The organism is Arthrobacter sp. P4_F10, from assembly GCF_056401435.1.
This window is the reverse complement of sequence record NZ_JBFUJJ010000026.1, coordinates 12906-35355: the sequence shown is the minus strand read 5'-3', so window position 1 is coordinate 35355 and position 22450 is coordinate 12906. Positions and strand designations below refer to the sequence as shown.

Annotated in this window: 20 protein-coding genes and 1 pseudogene; 9 read left to right on the top strand and 12 right to left on the bottom strand. The window is 65.2% G+C overall.

Translation table 11 applies throughout. The annotated features are described in order from the left end of the window. The first annotated feature begins 150 nt into the window (after window positions 1–150). On the top strand, window positions 151–1497 hold the full coding sequence (locus AC1DR1_RS18675; RefSeq protein ID WP_476967156.1) for an MFS transporter: 1347 nt from the start codon (window positions 151–153) through the stop codon (window positions 1495–1497). A 42-nt stretch (window positions 1498–1539) separates the two neighbouring features. Here AC1DR1_RS18675 and AC1DR1_RS18670 read toward each other — a convergent pair whose 3' ends face one another. Continuing rightward, on the bottom strand, window positions 1540–2331 hold the full coding sequence (locus AC1DR1_RS18670) for an NAD(P)-dependent oxidoreductase (protein ID WP_476967157.1): 792 nt from the start codon (window positions 2329–2331) through the stop codon (window positions 1540–1542). Window positions 2332–2453: 122 nt separating this feature from the next. Beyond that, on the bottom strand, window positions 2454–2867 hold the full coding sequence (locus AC1DR1_RS18665) for a carboxymuconolactone decarboxylase family protein (protein ID WP_229993036.1): 414 nt from the start codon (window positions 2865–2867) through the stop codon (window positions 2454–2456). A gap of 138 nt (window positions 2868–3005) precedes the next feature. Between AC1DR1_RS18665 and AC1DR1_RS18660 the strand changes: the two genes are divergently transcribed. Next, window positions 3006–3635 carry a TetR/AcrR family transcriptional regulator gene (locus tag AC1DR1_RS18660; protein ID WP_476993064.1) on the top strand — a complete coding sequence of 210 codons (630 nt, stop codon included), beginning with the start codon at window positions 3006–3008 and terminating at the stop codon, window positions 3633–3635. A 107-nt stretch (window positions 3636–3742) separates the two neighbouring features. Here the strand turns inward: AC1DR1_RS18660 and AC1DR1_RS18655 are convergent, their stop codons facing one another. The 3 genes from AC1DR1_RS18655 to AC1DR1_RS18645 all read right to left on the bottom strand — a co-directional run bounded on the left by AC1DR1_RS18655 (window position 3743) and on the right by AC1DR1_RS18645 (window position 5548). Continuing rightward, window positions 3743–4405, bottom strand: coding sequence for a DUF2182 domain-containing protein (locus AC1DR1_RS18655; RefSeq protein ID WP_476993063.1), 663 nt, complete (start codon window positions 4403–4405; stop codon window positions 3743–3745). Between the two features lie 105 nt (window positions 4406–4510). Continuing rightward, on the bottom strand, window positions 4511–5116 hold the full coding sequence (locus AC1DR1_RS18650) for a DUF1326 domain-containing protein (protein ID WP_229993039.1): 606 nt from the start codon (window positions 5114–5116) through the stop codon (window positions 4511–4513). A 228-nt stretch (window positions 5117–5344) separates the two neighbouring features. Further along, entirely contained in the window at window positions 5345–5548 is a 204-nt protein-coding gene (locus tag AC1DR1_RS18645; protein WP_229993040.1) for a hypothetical protein, read from the bottom strand. 58 nt (window positions 5549–5606) lie between these two features. Between AC1DR1_RS18645 and AC1DR1_RS18640 the strand changes: the two genes are divergently transcribed. The 3 genes from AC1DR1_RS18640 (at window position 5607) to AC1DR1_RS18630 (ending at window position 7299) form a co-directional block, all read left to right on the top strand. After that, window positions 5607–5738, top strand: coding sequence for a hypothetical protein (locus AC1DR1_RS18640; RefSeq protein WP_290369340.1), 132 nt, complete (start codon window positions 5607–5609; stop codon window positions 5736–5738). A gap of 27 nt (window positions 5739–5765) precedes the next feature. Continuing rightward, window positions 5766–6338, top strand: a complete 573-nt coding sequence (locus AC1DR1_RS18635; protein ID WP_476993062.1) for a GNAT family N-acetyltransferase — start codon at window positions 5766–5768, stop codon at window positions 6336–6338. Window positions 6339–6486: 148 nt separating this feature from the next. Beyond that, window positions 6487–7299, top strand: a complete 813-nt coding sequence (locus tag AC1DR1_RS18630) for an IclR family transcriptional regulator (protein ID WP_229993042.1) — start codon at window positions 6487–6489, stop codon at window positions 7297–7299. A 193-nt stretch (window positions 7300–7492) separates the two neighbouring features. On the opposite strand, the gene AC1DR1_RS18625 is transcribed toward AC1DR1_RS18630, so the two are convergent. Continuing rightward, the gene (locus AC1DR1_RS18625; RefSeq protein WP_229993043.1) at window positions 7493–8629 is read right to left on the bottom strand and encodes an aromatic ring-hydroxylating oxygenase subunit alpha; all 1137 of its coding nucleotides are present in this window, start codon (window positions 8627–8629) and stop codon (window positions 7493–7495) included. Between the two features lie 77 nt (window positions 8630–8706). Beyond that, window positions 8707–9942, bottom strand: a complete 1236-nt coding sequence (locus tag AC1DR1_RS18620) for an NAD(P)/FAD-dependent oxidoreductase (protein ID WP_476967161.1) — start codon at window positions 9940–9942, stop codon at window positions 8707–8709. Between the two features lie 245 nt (window positions 9943–10187). Between AC1DR1_RS18620 and AC1DR1_RS18615 the strand changes: the two genes are divergently transcribed. The 4 genes and pseudogenes from AC1DR1_RS18615 (at window position 10188) to AC1DR1_RS18600 (ending at window position 16065) form a co-directional block, all read left to right on the top strand. Beyond that, window positions 10188–10538 (top strand): bifunctional 3-phenylpropionate/cinnamic acid dioxygenase ferredoxin subunit, encoded by a 351-nt coding sequence (locus AC1DR1_RS18615; RefSeq protein ID WP_229993045.1) that lies wholly within the window; start codon window positions 10188–10190, stop codon window positions 10536–10538. A gap of 34 nt (window positions 10539–10572) precedes the next feature. Continuing rightward, window positions 10573–12516 carry a BCCT family transporter gene (locus tag AC1DR1_RS18610; RefSeq protein WP_476993061.1) on the top strand — a complete coding sequence of 648 codons (1944 nt, stop codon included), beginning with the start codon at window positions 10573–10575 and terminating at the stop codon, window positions 12514–12516. A 23-nt stretch (window positions 12517–12539) separates the two neighbouring features. Then, window positions 12540–13537: pseudogene (gene purU / locus AC1DR1_RS18605) on the top strand (formyltetrahydrofolate deformylase). A 20-nt stretch (window positions 13538–13557) separates the two neighbouring features. Beyond that, window positions 13558–16065 (top strand): GcvT family protein, encoded by a 2508-nt coding sequence (locus tag AC1DR1_RS18600; protein WP_229993047.1) that lies wholly within the window; start codon window positions 13558–13560, stop codon window positions 16063–16065. 223 nt (window positions 16066–16288) lie between these two features. On the opposite strand, the gene AC1DR1_RS18595 is transcribed toward AC1DR1_RS18600, so the two are convergent. The 5 genes from AC1DR1_RS18595 to AC1DR1_RS18575 all read right to left on the bottom strand — a co-directional run bounded on the left by AC1DR1_RS18595 (window position 16289) and on the right by AC1DR1_RS18575 (window position 22310). Further along, a complete protein-coding gene (locus AC1DR1_RS18595; protein ID WP_229993048.1) occupies window positions 16289–18646 on the bottom strand; it encodes an FdhF/YdeP family oxidoreductase in 2358 nt (785 codons plus the stop codon). Further along, window positions 18643–19263 carry an MBL fold metallo-hydrolase gene (locus AC1DR1_RS18590; protein ID WP_229993049.1) on the bottom strand — a complete coding sequence of 207 codons (621 nt, stop codon included), beginning with the start codon at window positions 19261–19263 and terminating at the stop codon, window positions 18643–18645. Before AC1DR1_RS18590 ends, AC1DR1_RS18595 begins: the two co-directional genes overlap by 4 nt. Then, window positions 19260–20384 carry an S-(hydroxymethyl)mycothiol dehydrogenase gene (locus AC1DR1_RS18585; protein WP_229993050.1) on the bottom strand — a complete coding sequence of 375 codons (1125 nt, stop codon included), beginning with the start codon at window positions 20382–20384 and terminating at the stop codon, window positions 19260–19262. The genes AC1DR1_RS18590 and AC1DR1_RS18585 overlap by 4 nt, the downstream gene beginning before the upstream one ends. A 245-nt stretch (window positions 20385–20629) precedes the next feature. Continuing rightward, a complete protein-coding gene (locus tag AC1DR1_RS18580) occupies window positions 20630–21883 on the bottom strand; it encodes an RNA polymerase sigma factor (RefSeq protein ID WP_476993067.1) in 1254 nt (417 codons plus the stop codon). A 7-nt stretch (window positions 21884–21890) separates the two neighbouring features. Next, window positions 21891–22310 carry a YciI family protein gene (locus AC1DR1_RS18575; protein WP_229993051.1) on the bottom strand — a complete coding sequence of 140 codons (420 nt, stop codon included), beginning with the start codon at window positions 22308–22310 and terminating at the stop codon, window positions 21891–21893. Between the last annotated feature and the right edge of the window lie 140 nt (window positions 22311–22450).

Here is a 22450-nt window from a genome sequence, read left to right as displayed (position 1 = left end):
TGGAAGAAGGCACAGCGCGGCGGTTACACCAGAGCCCGCTGCCGCACGAAACACCGCGCAAACGACGCCTGCGTCGTGCGCTCCCCCAAAGGCACGAGGCCACACTGGCCGGCAATTCCCCCCAACGGTTCTGTTTCAAAGGAGAAGCAAATGACAAGCACAACAGCATCGCGGCCCGCGATGACTCCCCGCCGAGCAGCGATAGCCGCGCTCCTCGGCAGCGCCCTCGAGTACTACGACTTTTTCGTGTACGGCGCCGCGGCCGCCCTCGTCTTCAACGTGCTGTTCTTTCCATCCGGCGACCCCACCGTTGCGCTGATCGCATCGTTCGCCACCTTCGCGGTGGGCTACGTGGCACGGCCTGTCGGTGCGGTGGTGATGGGACACTTCGGCGATCGAATCGGCCGCAAACGCGTCATGCTTGCCACAGTCGTCATGATGGGCATCGCATCCTTCGCCATCGGCTGTCTCCCGACGTACGACCAGGTAGGCCTGTTGGCTCCGGCACTGCTGGTGGTCCTGCGCGTGGTTCAAGGCTTCTCCGCGGGGGCCGAGTCGGCGGGAGCCTCAACATTGACCGTTGAACATTCCCCGGTCGGGCGCCGTGGGTTCTTCACCAGTTTCGTTATGGTTGGCTACGCAGTCGGCTGCTCGCTGGCGACCATCGTATTCCTGCCGGTGGCGCTCCTGCCCGCCGAACAGCTCTACAGCTGGGGCTGGAGGATTCCGTTCTGGCTCAGCGCCGTCGTCGTCGTTATTACCTACTACGTGCGGAGCCACCTGGACGAAACGCCGGTGTTCGCCGAGGCGAAGGAAGAAAGCGCTGTTCGCAAGCTGCCGCTGAACGACGTGTTCAAGCATCACTGGCGCGACGTGATCCGTGTCGCCGGAGCATCACTGATGGCAGCGATGCAGACTTTGTTCGCTGTGTTCAGCCTTTCGTACGCAACTTCAGTCGGGGTGGACCGGAGCGCGATGCTCGCCATCATCTCCGGAGCAATTGCCCTGTCGATTGTCACCATCCCGGCGGCCGGCTACCTCTCCGACGTCATCGGCCGGAAGCGAACCATGCTGATCGCCTCTGCGGGCTGTTCGCTCACGATCTTCGGGTATCTTTGGGCGATCTCGACGACGGATATCTTGCTGATCGCGATTTTCGCGTTCCTCAACATGTCACTGTTCTTTAGCTGCTATAACGGCGTGTGGACGTCGTTCTTCGCCGAGCAATTCCCGGCACCCGTTCGGTTCACTGGCATGGCCGTCAGCAACCAGCTCGGCAACCTCCTGGCCGGCTTCGCTCCGATGGTCGCTGCAATTCTCCTTAAGCCTGGCCCGTCGGGCTGGCTTCCGGTGGCAATTTTTGGCGCCGTAGCCGCCGGAATCGCCGCGATCGCGGTGATCGGACTGCGCGAGACGTCCAAGACCCCGACGGAACTGCTCGGTGGCCCACGAGCGGCGGACCACGCGCGTCAATTGGACTCCGCCACAGCCTCCTGATCCCGCTCCCCCGCGGCGTGTCCCCGCTGGCCATCATCCGGCTCACCCGTCTGCAGAATCGGTTCCCAGCAGTGAACGCGCCTGGAGGATTGCCTGTTCGACGTCGTCGTTGAGGTCTCCGGTGGGCAGTGAGCCGAGTTCACCGCGGAGCAGCCCGACATCCTTGAGCAGCAGATCGTACTGGACGTCGACGAGGTTATCGCTCATCCAGCTCTGTCCGGTCGACACGCCTACCACCTCGAAGAGGTCCGAGGCGGGTACTCCGTGCTCGGCTGCGAGGTTGAGCATCCGTGCGGTGGCGGCCAGGTTGTAGGTGGCCAGGGCGTTGTTGAGGAGTTTCACCAGTGCGGGCTGGCCGTAGGACTGCATCCGGAAGACACGGCCGGAGATGTCGGCCAGCAGTTTGTCCTCGGCCTCAGTGGGGGCGGGTCCTGCGAGGAAGATGGTCATCGTGCCGTGGCGTGCCCCCTGGGGGCCGCCTGAGACCGGGGCCTCGAACGCGCGCCAGGAGCCGGGGGCCGAGGAGAAGATCCTGCGGGCGTCCGCCGGCGCGAGCGTTGTGTGGACGAAGACGGTCAGTGGCCGCTCGGTGTGGGCCTGGAGGGCCTCGAACACGGACGAGACCTGGTCCGCCAACCGCACCGCAATGTGGACACTGTCCACGGACGGCCAGTCCACAGCCGCCAGGTCACTGCCGGCCGGCGATTTGTTCTCCTCCGACCACTCGCGGATGCGGTCCTGGTTGAAGTCGTAGCCGTAGACCGTCTGTCCCAGTTCGGCGAGGTGTGCGCCGATGTTTCCACCGATGGGTCCGAGTCCAATTACCAGATGCATGAGCGTTCCTTATGTGTGGGAGTTGAGGTTGTGCGGGGGGATGCCGGGCCGGACTGACGGGTTATCCAGGTTGCCAGCTGGATCGGCGGGTGTCATGAGGACGTCGGAGCGGGGGAACCGCCTCAGTCCGTGGGGGTCTCCGGGGTCAGGCCGCGCTCTGCCATGACTTCCTTGACGAGGGTCAGGGCGTTGAGCACGCGCGGGAACCCGATGTAGGGGATGCAGTGGATCAGGGCACCAACGATCTTCTCTTTTGTCAGGCCCACGTTGAAGCCGGTGTTGATGTGCAGCTTCAACTGGGGCTCGGTGCCCAGGGCGACCAGCGTGGAGATGGTCACCATCGTCTGCTCCTGCTGGGTCAGGCCGGTCCGGGAGTAGATGTCTCCGAAGGCGAAGGAGACGATGTAGTCAGACAGGTCCTCGTCCAAGCTCTTGTAAGACTCCACGAGCTTGACGTGGTCGAAGGTGTTGGTGTGCTCGGAGGAGACGAGCTCCATCATGCGGTCGAGTCCGCGCTGGTATCGATCTGTGGCCATGTCGGTGCTCCTAAATTGCGTAGGGTGGTTGTGGGCGTGTCGGGTGCCGGCCTGCTTCAACCAATTTAGCAACGCTACGTTGCGTAGCGTTAGTATTAACTTTAGCGCTTCAGGCGCACAACTGGAAGGGGCGTGGATGTGGCTAGTCCCACAGGGGCGGGCGAAGACGGAATCGTCGAGGCCGCCCGACCCGCAGACACGGGTCGGCGCGCACGGACGGAGAAGTTGATTCTTGACGCCACGCGGGAGATGCTCGCGGAGGTCGGAGTCAACGGCCTGACTGTCGAGGGCGTGGCGAACCGTTCCGGCGTGGCCAAGACGACCATCTACCGCCGGTATCGGTCAAAAACCGACCTCGCCCTGGCCGTCCTGCTTGACTCGGTCGAATACCTGGGGACCACGCCGGATGTTGGGGATACCTACGCCGAACTGGCGGAAGTAGTTGACCGCACCATCGAGCTTCTTAGCTCCACCCTGATAGGCCGCATCATGCAGGGCCTCGTATCGGAGATCGCTGCGGACCCTGAGCTCGCCCTTGCTTACCGGGAGCGGGTGGTGAACCGCCGGGTGGCGGATGTGCGCCGTCTGGTGGAGCGGGGCATCTCCCGGGGAGACCTGGGGCCGGACGTCGACGCCGAGATGCTCACCGATCTCCTGCTGGGGCCGATCTACTATCGATTCTTCCTGAGTGGTTCACCGCTGGATGAAAGCTTTGGGGTCCGGCTCGTCAGCACGCTGTTTTCGCGCGGCCCCGCCCAGGGTGCATAGCTGAGATTCGCCGATGGTGCGGGGGCGAGGCCGACGTCGACGGTGTCCTCCCTTCGAAAGGGGCCCACCACTCAGATCACCTGACACGCTCCCCCGCCGCCTCCCTCTCACATGGGCGCAGCCATGTGGAGCCCGGGCAGCAGCTCAGGGTGCGCCGGGACGAAGAACGCGAAGACGATCAGCGAGACTCCAGTGATCCGGCTGAAGGCGGGTCCGTATTTCCACGTCTTCTCCAGGAAGATGACCACCGTGATCGCCGCCATCCATGCCAGGTTCATCACGCCGACAGCGATCAGCACGACCATCAGCCCCCAACAACATCCGACGCAGTACACGCCGTGGTACACGCCCACGCGGACATCCCGCAGGCGGCCCTTGTATCCGGATACGTGCAACAGGAATGCTATGGGCGACCGGCAGTGCCGGAGACAGAAATCCTTCAGCGGGGTCAGCTGGTACACGCCCGCCGCCACCAGCACTCCAGCCCCCACCCAAGGTGCTAGATCCGGCGCATCCTCAGCCAGCAGCGCAGACAACGCCGCGGCCGCGTAGGCAACGACTCCAAATCCGATCCATGTCAGAAGATAACCGCCGACCAAGGCAGTTGTCCGGATGGCCCTGACCCTGCTGCTGCGTACGGCACGGATGGACCTGAGGTACGCCGAAGTGAGAGGTGCCAGCGCCGGCAACATCATGGCTGCCATCATCAGCGCCCACACGCCCAGGAAACCCCAGAGCCTCAGTCCCATGGTTCCCGGGCCTGTGGACATGTCGGCGAGGCCTACGAAAGTGAGGTACCACGCCAGTGCAGCGCACCCGATCAACGCCAACTCACCGGCATGGTGGCTAACTGTCAGGCCACTCCTGCCCGCCACCTAAGCGGACCAGGCGAAGGGAGCCGAGAAAGAGTTCTTCCCGGCATTATCCCAAGTCATCCCGAACACGTCGACGCGGGCGGTGCTGGATGTGCCGGCTGCCAGAGTGTCGGCCGGGAATCCGATCCCGCTGACTTTCACTCCTCGTCCTGTGGGATCCAGGGGAGACACGAAGTCCTCGACCGCCATGTCGACGGCGCTGCCAATACGGACCTGGTGGATACGCCCGTCGTCGGCGTAGGCCATTTCCAGGGACTCCATTCCCGCCATTTCACCGATCAAAGGGGCGAGGCCCTCCATGGGTCCGCCGAGCTGACCACCGAAGACTCCACCGAGCGCTTCGGCCTGCTCAGCTGAGGCAGCGGCATCCATCAGAACTCCGACTTTCCAGCCCCCGTCACTCATCACGGCCGGAGTATCGGCTACGACRCAGACTGTCAGACCGCCGACGTCGACACCGTTTACTTCGCCCGTTTCCACGTGGAAGGCCAAAGCCACGTTGCAGCGTTCGTTATCCGCCGGTGCGGTCAGCCCTGAAGTCGAACACGGGCAGACCATGTCGCAATTGCAATTCTCAAAATATGTACCCTCGACATGCCACGGCATTTGGGGCTCCTTTCGAAGTGGCACCCCCAAAAGAAAGTCTCCTCGCGGCCCTGAGCAGTGTCAACGCTGGGCGGCGGCCTATGCAAAAGGCCATTCTGGGCCGCCCTGCGCTTCGAACGGAGGGGTGCGACGAGCCACAAGATACCGGGGCATCGCTCCCCCGGAAACCGGCACCGACTGACCCGGGTTTCGACCCTCTCGGTCAGTTCCAACGATGCGCCACCGCGGCTAACTGGCCGGCGTCACGACGTCCTCCAGCACTGACCTGTCGAAGAAACGGAGCTCGCCCGTCGCCTGGAAAAACACTGGAACTACTGAAGTGTTCGCGTCCTTCGAGGTCTCGTAGATCTCGGGCGCGCTCCCGTGCTTTCGCGCAATGGTTCCAATCAAGTCGGTGCCGCGAACCCGGACGGTTCGATATTTATAGCTCATTTGGACCCCCTCGTCTGCCAAGGCAAACCCTACTCCTGAGAATGCATAAACTGGGCAGGTGGTAATCCTTACCGACGCATCCACCGCCACCGCCTTCCAACGCCTGCGCGAGGACCTGTTGCAGGGGATGCATGGCGCCACCTCCCGCACCGAAGCCATCGCGATGGCCCACAGCGACGGCCTGCGTTAGGCCCGGGACCGGGAGGCATCCACGATATTGGCAATCGAGATTCGTCCGGCGACGCAGTTCGAGGACGTACGAACAGTGGTTGGACCCAAGCGGCCCGATGCGACCGTGTGCTGGTGCCTGAGCTACCGCATCCCTTCCAAGCAGAACGTGCAGTTGCATGGCACGGAGCGCGGCGCGCTCATGAAGCAACTCGTGGGACAGGATCCGCCGCCCGGGGTACTCGCGTACGACGGCGACGACGTGGTGGGCTGGGCCGGCGTCCATCCACGCTCCGACACCAACTTTGCCCGCAACCGCAAAATCCCCCACGTGGACGACCTCGACGTGTGGTCGGTGTGGTGCATCCGGGTGCGGCCCGGGCACCGCGGCGAGGGAATCGCCCATCAGCTGCTACACGGTGCGGTCGACTTTGCCCGCAGCCACGGTGCGCCTGCCATCGAGGGCTACCCCGTCGACAACCAGGGCAGCCACGTCGACCTGACCATGGCCTACGTTGGCACCCGGAAGCTCTTCGAACGGGCCGGGTTCACGAAGGCTGCCGACACCGACTCCGTGATTAATGGGTTTCCCCGCGTGCTCATGCACCTGGAACTGCCTTGATTGCAGGACGCGTCAATCCACTTAACGCAATGTCGGCCCCGTCACACCTCACGGCATAGGATCGAAACTGTGGAACTAACCGAGAGGACGCTACAGGCGGCCTTGTGGCGGGTAAGCAAGCCGCAGAAACTACTTGAGAGTATGGATCATGGCTTCGAAAAATGACCCCGAATCCGACATCGATGGGGAGTCAGGCCAGCACGGCGGCGTCCAGTCGGTGGACCGGGCCCTTATGGTCCTGGAAATCCTGGCGCGGGACGGCCATGCGGGCGTGAGCGAAATCGCCGACGAGATGGGCATCCACAAGTCCACAGTCTCCCGGCTGCTGGGTTCGCTGGTGAGCAGGGAAATGGTCCACCAGAACACTGAGCGCGGAAAGTACCAGCTGGGCTTCGGCATCCTGAGGCTGGCAAGCTCGATTCCCGGGCGGCTCAGCCTGGTCCGCGAGGCGCGTCCCATACTGGAAAGCCTGGCTGAGGAATTCAAGGAGACCGTGAACCTCGCCGTCTTGCGCTCCAACTACGCCGTCAACGTGGACCAGGCCATGGGCCCGTCAACACTAGCCACCTACGACTGGGTGGGCAGCCTGACGCCGCTCCACGCGACCTCCAGCGGAAAGGTCCTGCTGGCAGCACTGTCCGCGGACGAGCGGGACCGCGTCCTGAAGGAGACCGGGCTTCCGGCCCGGACGCCGCGGACCATCACCAACAGGAACAAGCTCGAAACCCAGCTCCTGGACGTGGCCCGAGACGGCTACGGAGTGGTCCGGGAGGAGTTCGAAATCGGGCTCAACTCGATGTCTGTGCCGGTGTACAACCATGTGGGGGCCGTGATCGGCGCAGTCAGCATTTCCGGGCCGGCCTTCCGTTTTGATCCGGAGACGGCGCCGGGACTCCTCGAAGCGCTGAAACAGGCGGGGCTGCAGATCAGCGCGAAGATGGGCTACACCGGGCATCGGTGATCGAGCCCCAAGCCGGGTTGCGGTCCTTCGCGTAGGAGCGCATCGCGGTCGAACGCGCCACGAAGGTCGCCCAGCGACCTTCGTGACGCCTTTCGGCCGAAGCGGCGTCCCGAGGGCCCCGACGCGAGCTTGCCAGTGTCGGGGAGGGACTTCCGCGCTAAGCGACGGCGAAGCGCCGCAACCCGGTGAAGCTTCAGGAACGGGGCACGATGTCCCCCACCTTCTCCTGCACCCAGTCATGGAAGGCGCCGATGTGGTGCTCGCTCGGGACCAGCACCCCGCCCTTGGCGTAGACTTTCGAGCCCATGGCCGGCTGGCACCGCTCGCAGGCGTCGAAATCCTGCTGGTTGACGCGGTGGAACAGCTCCACAGAAGCGCTGACGTCCTTGCCGCTCTCCACAACGCTGGGCACGTACAGCCAGTCGCACTCCACGATCGTGTGGTCCGCGGCCATGGGGAACATGCGGTGGATGATCACGTGGTCCGGGACCAGGTTCACGAACACTGTGGGCTTGATGGTGATGGCGTAGTACCGGCGGTCCTGGTCCTCGCTCACCCCGGGAATCAGGTCCAGCCCTTCCGAACCGTCCACCGTGAAGCCCTTGACATCCTCGCCGAATTCGGCCCCGTGGCCCACGAAGTACTGCGCAGCCAGGCCGTCAGCGAATTCCGGCAGGACCTCCGTCAGCTCCGGGTGGATAGTGGCGCAGTGGTAGCACTCCATGAAGTTCTCGATGATGAGCTTCCAGTTCGCCTTCACGTCATAGCGGATGCGGCGGCCCAGGCTGAGGTTGGCCACGTCGTAGCCTTCGATCGCCTTGAGGTCACCGAGCCGTTCCTCGATGGCACCCATAACCTCTTCTTCGAATGACGGCGGCTCATCGGCCAGGCACACCCATACGTAACCCAGGTATTCACGGATATGGACCTTCACCAGGCCGTACTCGTCCCGGTCGATGTCCGGCATCTTGGTCAGGTTGGGGGCCGCGATGAGCTTGCCCTCGAAGTCATAGGTCCAGGCGTGGTATGGGCACTGGAACGAGCGTGCGGCTTCGCCTTGCTCTTCCATGCACAGCTTGACGCCCCGGTGCCGGCAGATGTTGTAGAAGGCACGGATTCCGCCCTTGCGGGTGCGGCTGATCAGCACGCTCTCCCGCCCGATCTGGACTGTCCGCCAGGCGCCTGCCTTGTCCAGGTCGGCGGACCGCACGGCGCAGAACCACATCTGCTCAAAGATCCGCTCCTGCTCGGCCCGGAACACGGCCTCATCCACGTAGGTGTAACCGGGCAGCGTGGGAATCAGACTCGGGGCACTTACCTCAACAGACAATATGTCCTCCTAACGAACAAAAGATCAACGAAACAACGCAGCGGAAATTGTAGGGACAGGTCTCAGGAACACGGTATTCAGGACACGACGGCGGCCCCCACCAGCGCGGAGGCGTCCGCACAGGCAGCTTGCCCGCTGGGCGGGCCGAGCGGCCGGACGGGTGCAGCGAGCAGGCGCCGCCACTTGGTGAACAGCCGCGGCTGGTTCATCCCGAGGACCGCCACCGGGACATCACCGCGGTAATACACGGCAAGACAGCTGTGCGTCAGGACGTCGCCGACTTCGACCTCCAGACGGTCGTAGCCGGCGCAGTGGCCTGCGAACTGCAGCTTGACGCCATACTGGTCGGACCAGAAATAGTGTGGCTTGGCCGGCTTCGGCGCGGCGTCAGCGTCCAGCAGCGCCTCAACGGCCAGGGCCGCACGTTCCAGGGCGCCGGTCCAGTGCTCCACCCGGCGGTGAGTGCCCGCTACTTGGTCGAACCAGGCGGCGCAGTCCCCTACGGCCACGATTCCCGGAATATTGGTGCGGCCCATTGAGTCACACAGAACGCCGCCGTCGAGCGCAATTCCCGAACCGTCCAGCCAGCTGGTGTTCGGTTCGGCGCCGATGCCCACCACGACGACGTCGGCGGCCACATAGCGTCCGCCGGCCAGCCGGAGTCCGGTGACGTTGCTTTCGCCGCTATGGAAGTCCTCTATAACGGCGGAGGAAATGAGTTCCACGCCGTTGGCGGCGTGCAGCCCGGCCACGGCGCCGCCCATCTCTGTGCCGAGTTGGGCCGCGAACGGAACCGGCTTGGTGTCGATCATGGTGACTTCCATGCCACGCGATGCGGCGGCCGATGCAACTTCCGCGCCGATGAAGCCGGCGCCGATCACGGCCATCCTGCTGCCGGGCACGAGCTCCGGGGCGAGGCTCTGCGCGTCCGCGAGCGTGCGCAGCGTGAACACATTGCTCAGTCCGGCCAGGGTGGGCAGCTGCCTGGCCCTCGCGCCGGTGGCAATGACGATGCCGTCGGCCTCAACGGTGCGGCCGTCCTTAAGGACGATGGTCCGAGAGGAGGAATCCAGGGACACGGCCTCGGCACCGAGCAGCCATTCAGCCTGAAGCTCGTCGGCGTCGGATTCCAGGAAGAGGTCCGCGGCAGTGATGGCACCGAGTAGGAAGTCCTTGGACAGCGGCGGCCGGTCATACGGACGGTGCGGCTCATCGCCGATGATGACCAGCCGTCCGGTGAAGCCTTGGGCGCGGGCTGCCCGTGCGGCCGAAAGGCCTGCCAGGGAGGCTCCCACAATCGCAAGCGTCTGCACTTCGACGCCTCCTTTCAATTGCTTCTTACGCAACAAGAATCGCTATATGCAACAGAGTGATCTATGCCACGGGCACTGTCAAGGGTCTTCCTGCCGAGAAGACAAGGGTCCGCAATAGAGAGGAAAAGTCTTGACAACCCCTGTGACCTACCGCACTCTGTTGCTTATTGCGATCGCTGTTGATCCCTGCGGAACAACGCTCCGGCGGTTGCCCAGGATCCCCCTACCGGAAAAGAGGTCCATCCATGCACAAGGCATGCCCGCTCAGCGAACTGGCACCCGGGGAAGCGCTCCGCCTAAACACGTCGCCGCCCATCGCGGTGTTCCACACGGAAGACGGCGAACTTTTTGCCCTCGACGACACGTGCACCCACCAGGACGCCTCCCTGGCCGACGGCTGGGTGGAGGACTGCTGGGTCGAATGCCCGCTGCACGCCTCCAGGTTCAATTTGCGCACAGGCGGGGTGGACGCCCCGCCCGCCAAACTGCCCGTCCGCCGGCACGAAGTCAGCGTGATCGACGGCGACATCATGATCACCGAATCCGACGAGGTTCCCAACCTCCCTCCTGGCCTGACCGTGGACGGCCACGTCTAGCACCAGCCCATGAATCCGAACAAAGGACTTCCTCATGGCATTGAACAGTGACATCGGCATAGACAGCGACATCGACATCGACGCGGACACCGGCACCAACGCCCCCGCCCTCCTCCCTCCCGCAACCCTGGACACGGAAGACTGTGAGCAGCTCCTGCAGGAGCTGYGTCATACCAAGACCGAGCGGGCGGTGACGGAACGCCGGAACCGCAAGCTCACCCTCGACAAGGTCACTTTCGGAATCACGGGAGCGTGCGCCGTCGCCTTCGTGCTGTGGGGCTTCCTCGGAAGGGACAGCCTCTCTGCCACATCGCAAGGCGTTCTTGACTGGGTCATGGAGTACACAGGCTGGCTCTTCATGGTCCTGGCCTCGCTCTTCGTGGTCTTTGTCCTGTGGCTGGCCCTCGGCAAGTTCGGCAACATCCCGCTGGGCAAAGACGGCGAAAAACCCGAATTCCGCACCATCTCCTGGGTAGCCATGATGTTTGCCGCCGGCATGGGCATCGGGCTCATGTTCTACGGCGTGGCCGAACCCCTCTACCACTACGTTTCGCCGCCGCCCGGAACCGTGGATGGACGGACCCCCGCAGCCATCCAGACCGCCATGGCCACCTCCATCTTCCACTGGACCCTGCACCCGTGGGCCATGTACGCCGTGGTGGGCATCGCCATGGCCTACGGCACCTACCGCCTGGGCCGCAAGCAGCTCATCTCCGCGGCCTTCACCTCGCTCTTTGGCATCAGGATGGTTGAAGGCCCTGTCGGCAAGTTCATCAACATCCTGGCCATCTTCGCCACGCTGTTCGGCACCGCTGCCTCGTTGGGCCTTGGCGCTCTCCAGATCGGCAGCGGCCTGACGTCCAACGGCTGGGTCGGGGAAATCGGTACCCCTGTGCTCGTGGTGATCGTCGCCATCCTGACTTCCTGCTTCGTGGCCTCTGCGGTATCCGGCATCAGCCGCGGCATCCAGTGGCTGTCCAACATCAACATGGTCCTGGCCGTCGTCCTGGCCCTCATCGTCTTTGTTGCCGGCCCCACCCTCTTCATCCTGAACCTGATCCCCGCCGYGGTGGGAGACTACGCCAGGGACCTGGCGGAAATGTCCTCCCGGACCGAGGCTGTGGGAGACGAGGCACTGCGGAGCTGGATGTCCAGCTGGACCATCTTCTACTGGGCCTGGTGGCTGTCATGGACACCGTTCGTTGGCATGTTCATCGCCCGCATCAGCCGGGGCCGCACCATCCGGCAGTTTGTCACCGGAGTACTGCTGGTTCCCAGCATTGTCAGCGTGATCTGGTTCGGCATCTTCGGCGGCACTGCCTTTGGCATCCAGCAGCAAGCCGACAAGACGGAGAACCCCGCCGACGGCCTCGTCAAAATGGTCGACGGCGCACCCTCCATATCCTTCGATGGCGCCCTCTTTGACTTGATCAAGAACCTGAACATGCCCGGCTGGGCCACCGCTGCAGTCATCGTCCTGGCCATGGTCCTGGTGGCGATCTTCTTCATCACCGGAGCGGACTCAGCCTCCATCATCATGGCTTCCCTGAGCTCCAACGGATCCAGCGAACCCCGCCGCGGGCTGGTGATCTTCTGGGGCCTGCTGACCGGTGGGGTGGCCGCAGTGATGCTCCTTGCCGGCGGAGATGAACCGTCCGAAGCGTTGTCCGGCCTGCAGCGCATCACGATCGTAGCCGCCCTGCCCTTCGTGGTGGTCATGCTGCTGCTTTGCATCGCCCTGGCCCGTGACCTGCGCCGCGATCCGCTGGCCTTGCGACAGCGGCTCGCCACAACCGTCGTCGAACGCGCCATCCGTACCGGCGTGGAACAGCACGGAGGCGTGCAGTTCGATCTGGTGACCAAGCATGAATGCGACGGACGGTGTGCCGAGGACACGCGCTGCCCCGGCGAGGCCAAAGTCAACGAGGCCCAAGTCAACGAGGCCCAGCGCAGCGAATCCGCCGGCGCCACCAACTAGTCGACACCAACTAGGAGTCAATCGTGACCACAATTCTTGAAAGCCGCCAAGCCGGCGCCATTCCCCCCGTGACGGCCGAGGCCGCTGCCGCCCGCTCAGCACGCGGGACCCGCACGGCCGATTTCGTCCTCACCCTGGCCTGCCCGGAGAGACCCGGCATCGTCCGGGCAGTCACCGGTTTCCTGGCCGACCGCGGCTTCGACATCGTGGAGCATCAGCAGTTCGATGACCACGTCAGCGGGAACCTCTTCCTGCGCACGGCCTTCACTGGAGGGGTTCCGGCAACGGTGATCGGGTCCGTCGTGAGCCCGGTTTCGACGGTCTCGACTACAAGCCCGACAACAAGGACGTGGAACTCCTCACGGCCGATTTCGGGGCGACGGCCGACGAGTTTGGCATGGATTTCAGTTTCCACGACGGCCGGCCCAAGCGGCTGCTGGTCATGGTCTCCAAGTTCGGCCACTGCCTGAACGACCTGATCTTCCGCTGGCGGGCGGGCAGCCTGGGTGCGGAGATCGCCGTCGTGGTTTCCAACCACGAGGACCTGCGGTCAATGGCCGAAAACGCGGGGCTGCCCTTCATCCACGTTCCGGTGACGCCCGGAACCAAACCGGAAGCCGAGGCGCGGCTGCTGGAACTCGTCGCCGAGTACGGCGCCGACCTGGTGGTCCTGGCACGTTACATGCAGGTGCTGTCGAACGATCTGTGCACTAGCCTGCGCGGCCGGGCCATCAACATCCACCATTCTTTCCTGCCCGGATTCAAGGGCGCCAAGCCGTACCACCAGGCCTATGACCGCGGTGTGAAGCTGGTCGGGGCCACCGCGCACTACGTGACGCCAGACCTCGATGAAGGCCCGATCATCGAGCAGGAGGTCTTCCGCGTGGACCACAGCCTGGACCCCGATGCCTTGGTGACGGTGGGCCGGGACGCTGAATCACAGGCTCTGTCCCGGGCGGTCAAGTGGCATTGCCAGCACCGTGTCCTGCTCAACAACACCCGCACCGTCGTATTCCGCTAACGCGAACCAGGAGAAACACTATGAGCGCATCACCACGCGTCGTCATCATCGGCGCCGGCATCGTCGGCACCAACCTTGCGGATGAACTCGCCAGCCGAGGCTGGAACAACATCACGGTGGTCGAACAGGGGCCGCTGGAACTGGCCGGCGGTTCCACCTCGCACGCCCCGGGCCTGGTCTTCCAGACCAACCCCTCCAAGACCATGACGGAGTTCGCCAGCTACACGGTGGACAAGCTGCTCTCCCTCAGCGCCGGCGGAGAGTCCTGCTTCAACCAGCTGGGCGGGCTCGAGCTGGCCACCACCGAGGCGCGGCTGCAGGACCTCAAGCGCAAGTTGGGGTACGCCACTTCCTGGGGCATCGAAGGCCGGATCATCGACCCCGACGAGTGCGAGAAGCACTACCCGCTGTTGAACACCGGCAGCTTTTCCGGCGGCAACAAGGTCCTCGGCGGCCTCTACGTCCCCACGGACGGCCTGGCCTCCGCGGCCCGCGCCGTCCAGCTGCTGATCAGCCGCACCCGCGAAGCCGGCGTGACGTACCTCGGCTCCACCACCGTGACGGGCATCGAACAGACCGCAGGCAAGGTCACGGGCGTCGAAACGGCCGACGGCGTCATCCCGGCGGACATCGTCGTGTCCTGCGCCGGATTCTGGGGCCGCGAACTCGGCAAGATGGTGGGCCTGAAGGTGCCGCTGCTGCCGCTGGCGCACCAGTATGTGAAGACCACGTCACTTCCGGAGCTGGAGGGCCGGAACGAACTGCCCAACGGCGCCCGCCTGCCCATCCTGCGCTACCAGGACAAGGACCTGTACTACCGCGAGCACGGCGACCGGATCGGCATCGGCAGCTACGCGCACCGCCCCATGCCCGTGGACATGGAACAGCTGCCCCGCGTCGGCGCGGAGGAGATGTCCGATCACCGCATGCCCTCCCGCCTGGACTTCACCATGGAGGACTTCCTGCCGGCGTGGGAGGACAGCAAGGACCTCCTTCCCGCCCTCCGCGGGGTGCAGATCGACGACGGCTTCAACGGCATCTTCTCCTTCACTCCCGACGGCGGGCCACTCATGGGCGAGTCCCCCGACGTCGAGGGCTTCTTCGTGGCAGAGGCCGTCTGGGTCACGCATTCGGCCGGTGTCGCCAGGGCAATGGCCGAGTTGCTCATCGAGGGACAGTCCCGCACCGACCTGCACGGCTGCGAGCTCACGCGCTTCGAAAAGGTCCAGACCAGCGACCAGTACGTCAGCGAAACGTCCCAGCAAAACTTCGTGGAGATCTACGACATCCTGCATCCGCTGCAGCCCAAGGAATCCCCCCGTGACCTGCGCGTCAGCCCTTTCAACGTCCGGCAGAAGGAGCTGGGAGCGTTCTTCCTGGAGTCCGCCGGTTGGGAACGCCCGCACTGGTTCGAGGCCAACCGCGGCCTGCTCGATGAGCTGCCGCCGCAATGGCAGGCACCGGAGCGGGACGAGTGGTCCGCCATGTTCCACTCCCCCATCTCGGCGGCTGAAGCGTGGAAGACGCGCACCGCCGTCGGCCTCTATGACATGACGCCGCTGAAGCGGCTCGAGGTCACCGGCCCCGGGGCCATGGGCCTGCTGCAGCGGCTCAGCACTGGCAACATCGCCAAAAAGCCGGGTGCCGTGACGTACTGCCTCCTGCTGGCGGACGACGGCGGCATCCGCAGCGACGTGACCGTTGCCCGCCTCGCGGAGGAAAAATTCCAGCTGGGCGCGAACAGCAATGTGGACTTCGACTACCTGCGCGTCGAAGCCAGGAAGCAATCGTCAGCGGATCCGGCCCGGTGGGTGCACGTATCCGACATCACGGGCAGCACGTGCTGCATCGGGCTGTGGGGCCCGCTGGCCCGTGAGGTGATCGGCAAGGTCAGCGGGGACGACCTCAGCAACGACGGCCTGAAATACTTCCGGACCAAGGAGATTTCGGTGGGCGGCCTCCCGGTCACGGCCATGCGGCTCTCCTATGTCGGCGAGCTCGGCTGGGAGCTCTACACCACGGCGGACTACGGGCTGAAGCTCTGGGATCTCCTCTTCGAGGCCGGAAAGGAGCACGGCATCATCGCGGCCGGGCGCGGCGCGTTCAACAGCATGCGGCTCGAGAAAGGCTACCGACTGTGGGGCACGGACATGACCTCCCAGCACCACCCTCACGAGGCCGGCCTGGGCTTCTCTATCGCCAAGGACAAGGAAGGCTTCGTGGGATGCGAGGCGCTGGCCGCCCGCAAGGAACAGCCGGCCACCAGGGCGCTTCGGTGCCTGACCGTGGACGACGGCACGTCGGTGGTGCTGGGCAAGGAACCGGTGTACGTCAACGGTGAAGCCGCCGGATACGTCACGAGCGCGGCGTACGGCTACTCGGTGCGCAAGCCGATCGCCTACGCCTGGCTGCCTGCCGCCGTGGGGATCGGTGATTCCGTGGAAGTTGAGTACTTCGGCAAGCGCATCGCGGCGACCGTCACGGCCGAGCCGCTCTTCGATCCCGGCATGGAGCGGCTCCGCGGCTGACGCGAACCGGGGGTTGCCGGCTAGAAGACCGGCAACCCCCAGGCCGGCGGGCCGTTCGCGCGAACAGGCAAAGGCCCCGCTTCCCGCCGCCAGATGGCACTTGACGGCAGTCCCGGCGTCGGACACTGCCGTCATCTGCCACCTGGAGCAAAAGAAGCGCAACAGAATGGCCCCGCCTCCCGGACTGGATTCCAACCGGGAAGCGGGGCCGCTCTGGTAGTGCCTAGCCCACCGTGGCCGCCCCGAGCACGCCGGCGGCCTCAGCTTCCGCAGGATGCGGCACGAACCGGACGAACATCGCCTTGAAGCCGGGGGTGTTCGATTCCCTGGCCACGTTCTCCTTGTGGACCAGGGCGTTGGCTTCCGGGAAATAGGCCGCGGCGCAGCCCTTGGCCGTCGGGTAGGCCACCAGCCGGAACTTGTCCGCCTGCCGGTCGTGTCCGCGGAACGTGCTCACCACGTCCACCAGGTCCCGGTCGCGGAAGCCGAGTTCGGCCAGGTCCTCCGGATGCACCAGGATCACCCGGCGTCCCTCCGAGATCCCGCGGTAGCGGTCATCCACGCCGTAGAACGTGGTGTTGTACTGGTCGTGGCTGCGGATGGTCTGGAGGACCAGGTGGCCGTCCGGCGCAGTCAGGTACTCCAGCGGGCTGACCGTGAACCGGCCGCGGCCGATGTCCGTCTTGAAGGACCGGGTATCCCGCGGCGGGTTGGGCAGCACGAAGCCGTTCCTGGTCCGGACCCGGGCGTTGAAGTCCTGGAAGCCCGGGATGACGCGGGAGATGTGGTCCCGGACCACGTCGTAGTCCCCGGCCATGGCCTTCCAGTTGACCGGATGGTCCTCGCCGAACGTGGCGTCGGCCATTCGGGCGATGATCACCGGCTCGGCGAGCAGGTGCTCGGATACCGGCTGGAGCCGGCCCTGCGTGGAGTGGACCACGGACATGGAGTCCTCCACGGACAGGAACTGGGCGCCGTTGGCGTGCTTGTCGTCCTTGTCCGTCCGGCCCAGGGTGGGCAGGATGAGCGAGGTGCGCCCGTGCACCACGTGCGAACGGTTCGGCTTGGTGGACACGTGCACCGTCAACCCGATCCGCTGCATCCCGGCTTCCAAGGTCTCCGTGTCCGAACACGCGAGGGAGAAGTTGCCGCCCATGGACACAAAGACATCCACGTCGTTGCGTTCGAAGGCCTCCATGGCCTCCACGGCGTCGAATCCGTGGCCGCGCGGTGAGGTGATCCCGAATTCCTTGTCCAGGGCTTCGAGCAGCCATTCCTTGGGCTTCTCCCAGATGCCCATGGTCCTGTCGCCCTGGACGTTGGAGTGCCCGCGGACCGGGCAGGCGCCGGCCCCGGGTTTGCCGAAGTTGCCCTGCAGGAGCAGGACGTTGACCATTTCCTTGATGGTGTCCACCGAGTGCGGCTGCTGCGTAACGCCCAGGGCCCAGCAGAAGATTGTGGCCTTGGACCGGATGAGCATTCCGGCGACGTCCTCGATCTGGGCCCGGGCCAGGCCGGTGGCCTGCTCGGTCTCCGCCCAGTCCAGCTCCCGGCGGGCGGTTCGGTAGGCGTCGAAGCCGTCCGTCTGCGCCTCGATAAACGCGGCGTCCACCACGGTGCCGGGGTTCCGCTCTTCCTCCGCCAGCAGCAGGTGGCCCAGGGCCTGGAACAAGGCCAGGTCCCCGCCGACCTTGATCTGCAGGTACTCGTCGGCCAGAGGTGTGCCGTTTCCGAGCACCCCGGAGAAGGTCTGCGGATCCTTGAAGTTGAACAGTCCGGCCTCGGGCAGCGGGTTCACCGCCACCACCTTCCCGCCGTTGTCCTTGCATTCCTTCAGCGCCGACAGCATCCGGGGATGGTTGGTGCCGGGGTTCTGCCCGACGACGAAGATGAGCTCCGAGTCGTGGATATCGTCCAGGGACACGGTGCCCTTGCCGATGCCGATGGTGGGGTTCAGCGCGGAGCCGGAAGATTCGTGGCACATGTTGGAGCAGTCCGGCAGGTTGTTGGTGCCCAGGGCCCGCGCGAACAGCTGGTACATGAACGCGGTCTCATTGGCCGTGCGGCCCGAGGTGTAGAAGACGCAGCGGTCCGGCGTGCTGGCCCGGATGTGCTCGCCGATGAGGTCGAACGCGTCGGCCCAGGAGATCGGCGAGTAGTGCGTCTCCCCTTCGCGGATCACCACGGGCTCGCTGAGCCGGCCCTGGTTACCCAGCCAGTATTCGGTCTTCCCCGCCAGCTCGGCGATGGAATGCCGGGCCCAGAACTCCGCCCCGACGGTACGCAGGGTGTTTTCCTCGGCCACCGCCTTGGCGCCGTTCTCGCAGAACTCGGCTGTCTTGCGCTTCCTGTCCGATTCCGGCCACGCGCAGCCCGGGCAGTCGAACCCGCCGCGCTGGTTCAGCCGCAGCAGCGACTGGGCCGTCCGGGATACCCCGGCCTGGGCCACGGCGCGCTCCAGCGCCACCATCACCGCCTTGACGCCAGCGGCTTGCTTCTTCGGTGCGTGGACTTCGAGCTCGTCCTCGTTGATGTCCGCGACGGGAGCGGGCTGCCGGCCGAGCTTGGGAACGCCCTTCATTGGCTGACCTTGGCCAGCGTGTCCCGCTCCGCCCCGATGGTGGTGCTGTCCCCGTGGCCGGTGCGCACCACGGTCGTTGCAGGCAGCGTCAGCAGCCGTTCGCGGATGGAAGTGAGGATGGTCGGGTAGTCGCTGTAGGACCTGCCGGTGGCGCCCGGGCCGCCGTTGAACAGGGTGTCGCCGGTGAAGACCGTCCCTTCGTCCTCGAGGTGGAAGCACGTGGATCCCGGCGAGTGGCCGGGGGTGTGGATGGCGCGCAGGGTAGCCCCGCCCACCTGGAACACGTCGCCGTCGGCGAGGTACCGGTCCGGGTTGACGCCGGGATAGACCTGTTCCCAGAGCACCAGGTCGTCGGGGTGCAGGTAGATCGGTGCCTTCACGGCCTCCGCCACAGCCCGGGCCGCGCCGATGTGGTCGTTGTGCGCGTGCGTGAGCAGGATGGCCAGGACCTTCCGGCCGCGGACCTGGCGGATGATCGGTTCCGCGTCGTGCGGGGAGTCGATGATCACGCATTCGTCGTCGTTTCCCACGATCCAGACGTTGTTGTCCACGTCCCAGGTGCCGCCGTCGAGCGAAAACGTGCCCGAGGTGACCAGGTTCTCGATGACGACGCTCATGCGGACGCCGCCCCGTCCGCGCCGGCAACGGCCGGGCCTATTTCAACCACGGAACGCAGCACCTTGCCCTCGTGCATTTTGCCAAAGGCCTCTTCTACCTGGTCGATGGTGATGCGCTCGGTGACGAAGGCGTCCAGGTCCAGATTGCCCAGTTTGTATTGCGCCACGAGCATTGGGAAGTCGCGGGACGGCAGGCAGTCGCCGTACCAGGAGGACTTCAGGGACCCGCCGCGGCCAAAGACATCCAGCAGCGGCAGCTCAAGCTTCATCTCCGGCGTCGGCACGCCCACCAGCACCACGCGACCGGCGAGGTCCCTGGCGTAGAACGCCTGCTTGTACGTTTCGGGGCGTCCCACCGCCTCGATCACGACGTCGGCACCGTTGCCGCCGGTCAGCGCCCGGATGGCTTCGATCGGGTCTTCCTTGCTGGAGTCCACGCCGTGAGTGGCACCGAGGGACTTGGCCATTTCCACCTTGTTGGCGTCGATATCCACCGCGATGATCGTCGTGGCGCCGGCCAGCTTCGCGCCGGCGATCGCGGCGATGCCCACGCCGCCGCAGCCGATGACGGCGACGGATTCGCCGCGCTTGACCTCACCGGTGTTGATGGCGGCGCCGATGCCTGCCATCACACCGCAGCCGAGCAGCCCGACGGCGGCGGGATCGGCGTCCTCGTCAACCTTTGTGCACTGCCCGGCGGCGACGAGCGTCTTCTCGGCGAAGGCCCCGATGCCGAGCGCGGGCGAGAGTTCCGTGCCGTCCTCAAGGGTCATTTTCTGCGTTGCATTGTGGGTGTTGAAGCAGTATTGCGGCTGCCCCTTGGCGCAGGCGCGGCATTCGCCGCACACGGCGCGCCAGTTCAGGATCACGCGGTCCCCGGGGGCGACTTCGGTGACGTCTGGGCCGACGGCGCTGACCACGCCGGTGGCCTCATGGCCCAGCAGGATGGGGAAATCATCGGTGATTCCGCCCTGCTTATAGTGGAGGTCAGTGTGGCAGACGCCGCAGGTCAGAATGTCCACGAGCGCCTCACCGGGTCCGGGATCCGGCACGAGAATGTTCTCGACCGAAACAGGGGCATTCTTTTCCTTGGCGATGACCGCTCTTACTTTGTGAACCATAGTTCCTGTGTTCCTTTCCTGAGTCCCCGGGGGGACTCTTTGGCGACGGACACGCGTTGCCAGTCTGGCCGACTCGTTGCGGTTCGGAATCCTCTGCCCGTCGCTCGAAGCTTTAGGCTTCGAGGGTGACGGCACGTCCCGCATACGCCTTCGTGAATTGCGTATTACACAACGCGATTCACATAGCGCGTACTTGAAATATGGCAGTCACGACATCGGGGTGTCAATAGATGCCCACATCGGGACTACGGGCGGGCAAGCTCGTCGATCTTTCGTTCCAGCGCAGCGCGTTCGGCCGCGTTCGTGCACAGTGCGACCGCCTGCTGCAGGGCGGACTCCGCCTCCCCAAGCCGGCCGAGCCGTGTCAGCAACTCGCCCCTGACCCCAGGCAGCAGGTGCGAGCCGTTGAGTTCGCCCCGGGATGCGATCGCGTCGACCAGTTCCAGCCCGGCCGCCGGGCCCGATGCCATGGCCACGGCCACGGCGCGGTTCAGTTCGACGACCGGCGACGGCGCCAGCCTTCCCAGGGCCTCGTACAGGATGACGATCCGCTGCCAGTCCGTTTCCGCAACGGACGGGGCCACCGCGTGGCATTCGGCGATCGAAGCCTGCAGCCCGTATGCGCCGAGCCCGCGGCCGGCAGCCACAGCCTTCGCCAGCGCGGCGCGGCCGCGCCGGATCGCCGACTGGTCCCACAACCGTCGGTCCTGGTCCTCCAGGAGGACCGGCCGGCCGGACGTATCGAGCCTCGCGGGGAAGCGCGCGGCTGTCAGTTCCATCAGGGCCAGCAGGCCGAACACTTCGGGTTCCGGCGTGAGCCGCGTGAGCACGCGGGCCAGGCGGCGCGCTTCGCCGGCCAGGTCCGTGCGCATCCAGGAGTCACCGCCGGACGCGAAGGAACCCTCCGTGAAGATCAGGTACACGACTTGGAGTACCGACCCCAGCCGTTCTGGCACGTCGCGCGTTTCTGGCACGGCGAACGGAATGTGGGCGGCCGCCAGGGTCTTCTTGGCCCGGGTGATCCGTGCCTGGATGGTCGGCACCGGAACCAGAAACGCCCTCGCGATCTCGTCGGTGCCCATGCCGCCCACCACGCGCAGCGTCAAGGCGATCCGCGCTTCCCTGGACAACACCGGATGGCAGGAGATAAACATCAGCGCCAGCACGTCGTCGTCGATCGCGTCGGGGTCGAACAGGGAATCGGCTCCCGGAAGCTCCTCGGAGAGGTCGCGGGCCAGCAGGGCGTACTTTTCGTCCCGGGCGGCACGGCGCCGGAAGGTGTCCACCGCTCGGCGCCGGCCGGTGGTCAGCAGCCAGCCCACCGGCTCCGCGGGGATCCCGTTCACCGACCAGGACACGAGGGCCTCGGCCAGCGCCTCCTGTGCCAGGTCCTCGGCCAACAGGAAATCGCCCGTATAGCGGGCAAGGGCGCCGACGACGCGGGCGGACTCCATGCGCCACACCGCTTCGACGGCGGCCCTTGCCTCGTTGCTGCTCACTGCCGGTTCAGAGCTGGCCGGTCTGCTCACGCCACGCGCGTTCCTTCTGGATCCATTCGTTGTCCTGCGGGAACTCGTCGATGGCGGGCACACGGCGGATCTCGGTCTTGGTTCCCGCCGTGAGGGGAGCCCGTTTGGCCCACTCGATGGCTTCCTGCTTGGATGCGACATCGAGGATGTAGTAGCCGCCGAACAGTTCCTTGGTTTCGCCGTAGGGTCCGTCAGTGACCACCGGGGTTTCGCCGGTAAAGTCCACCACGACGCCCTCTTTCGGATCATCCAGGCCCTCGGCTGCCAGCAGGACTCCGGCGCGGATCAATTCGTCGTTGAATTTGCCCATGGTCTCGAGGATTTCGTTGAAGTCGGCTTTCTCAAGATTGGCGTACGACTCGTCGGTTCCGCGCATGATCAACATGTACTTTGCCATTTCAATCTCCTAGGTTTTGGAAGGTCGCCCTCCGACCTTCCCACCCACAGGTCGAACAACGGGAGGGTTAATCGACACAGGCCGCGAAACTTCATTGACTGTGGCCAATGGAGCCAGGCGGCCTAATGCCACGTGTGCRC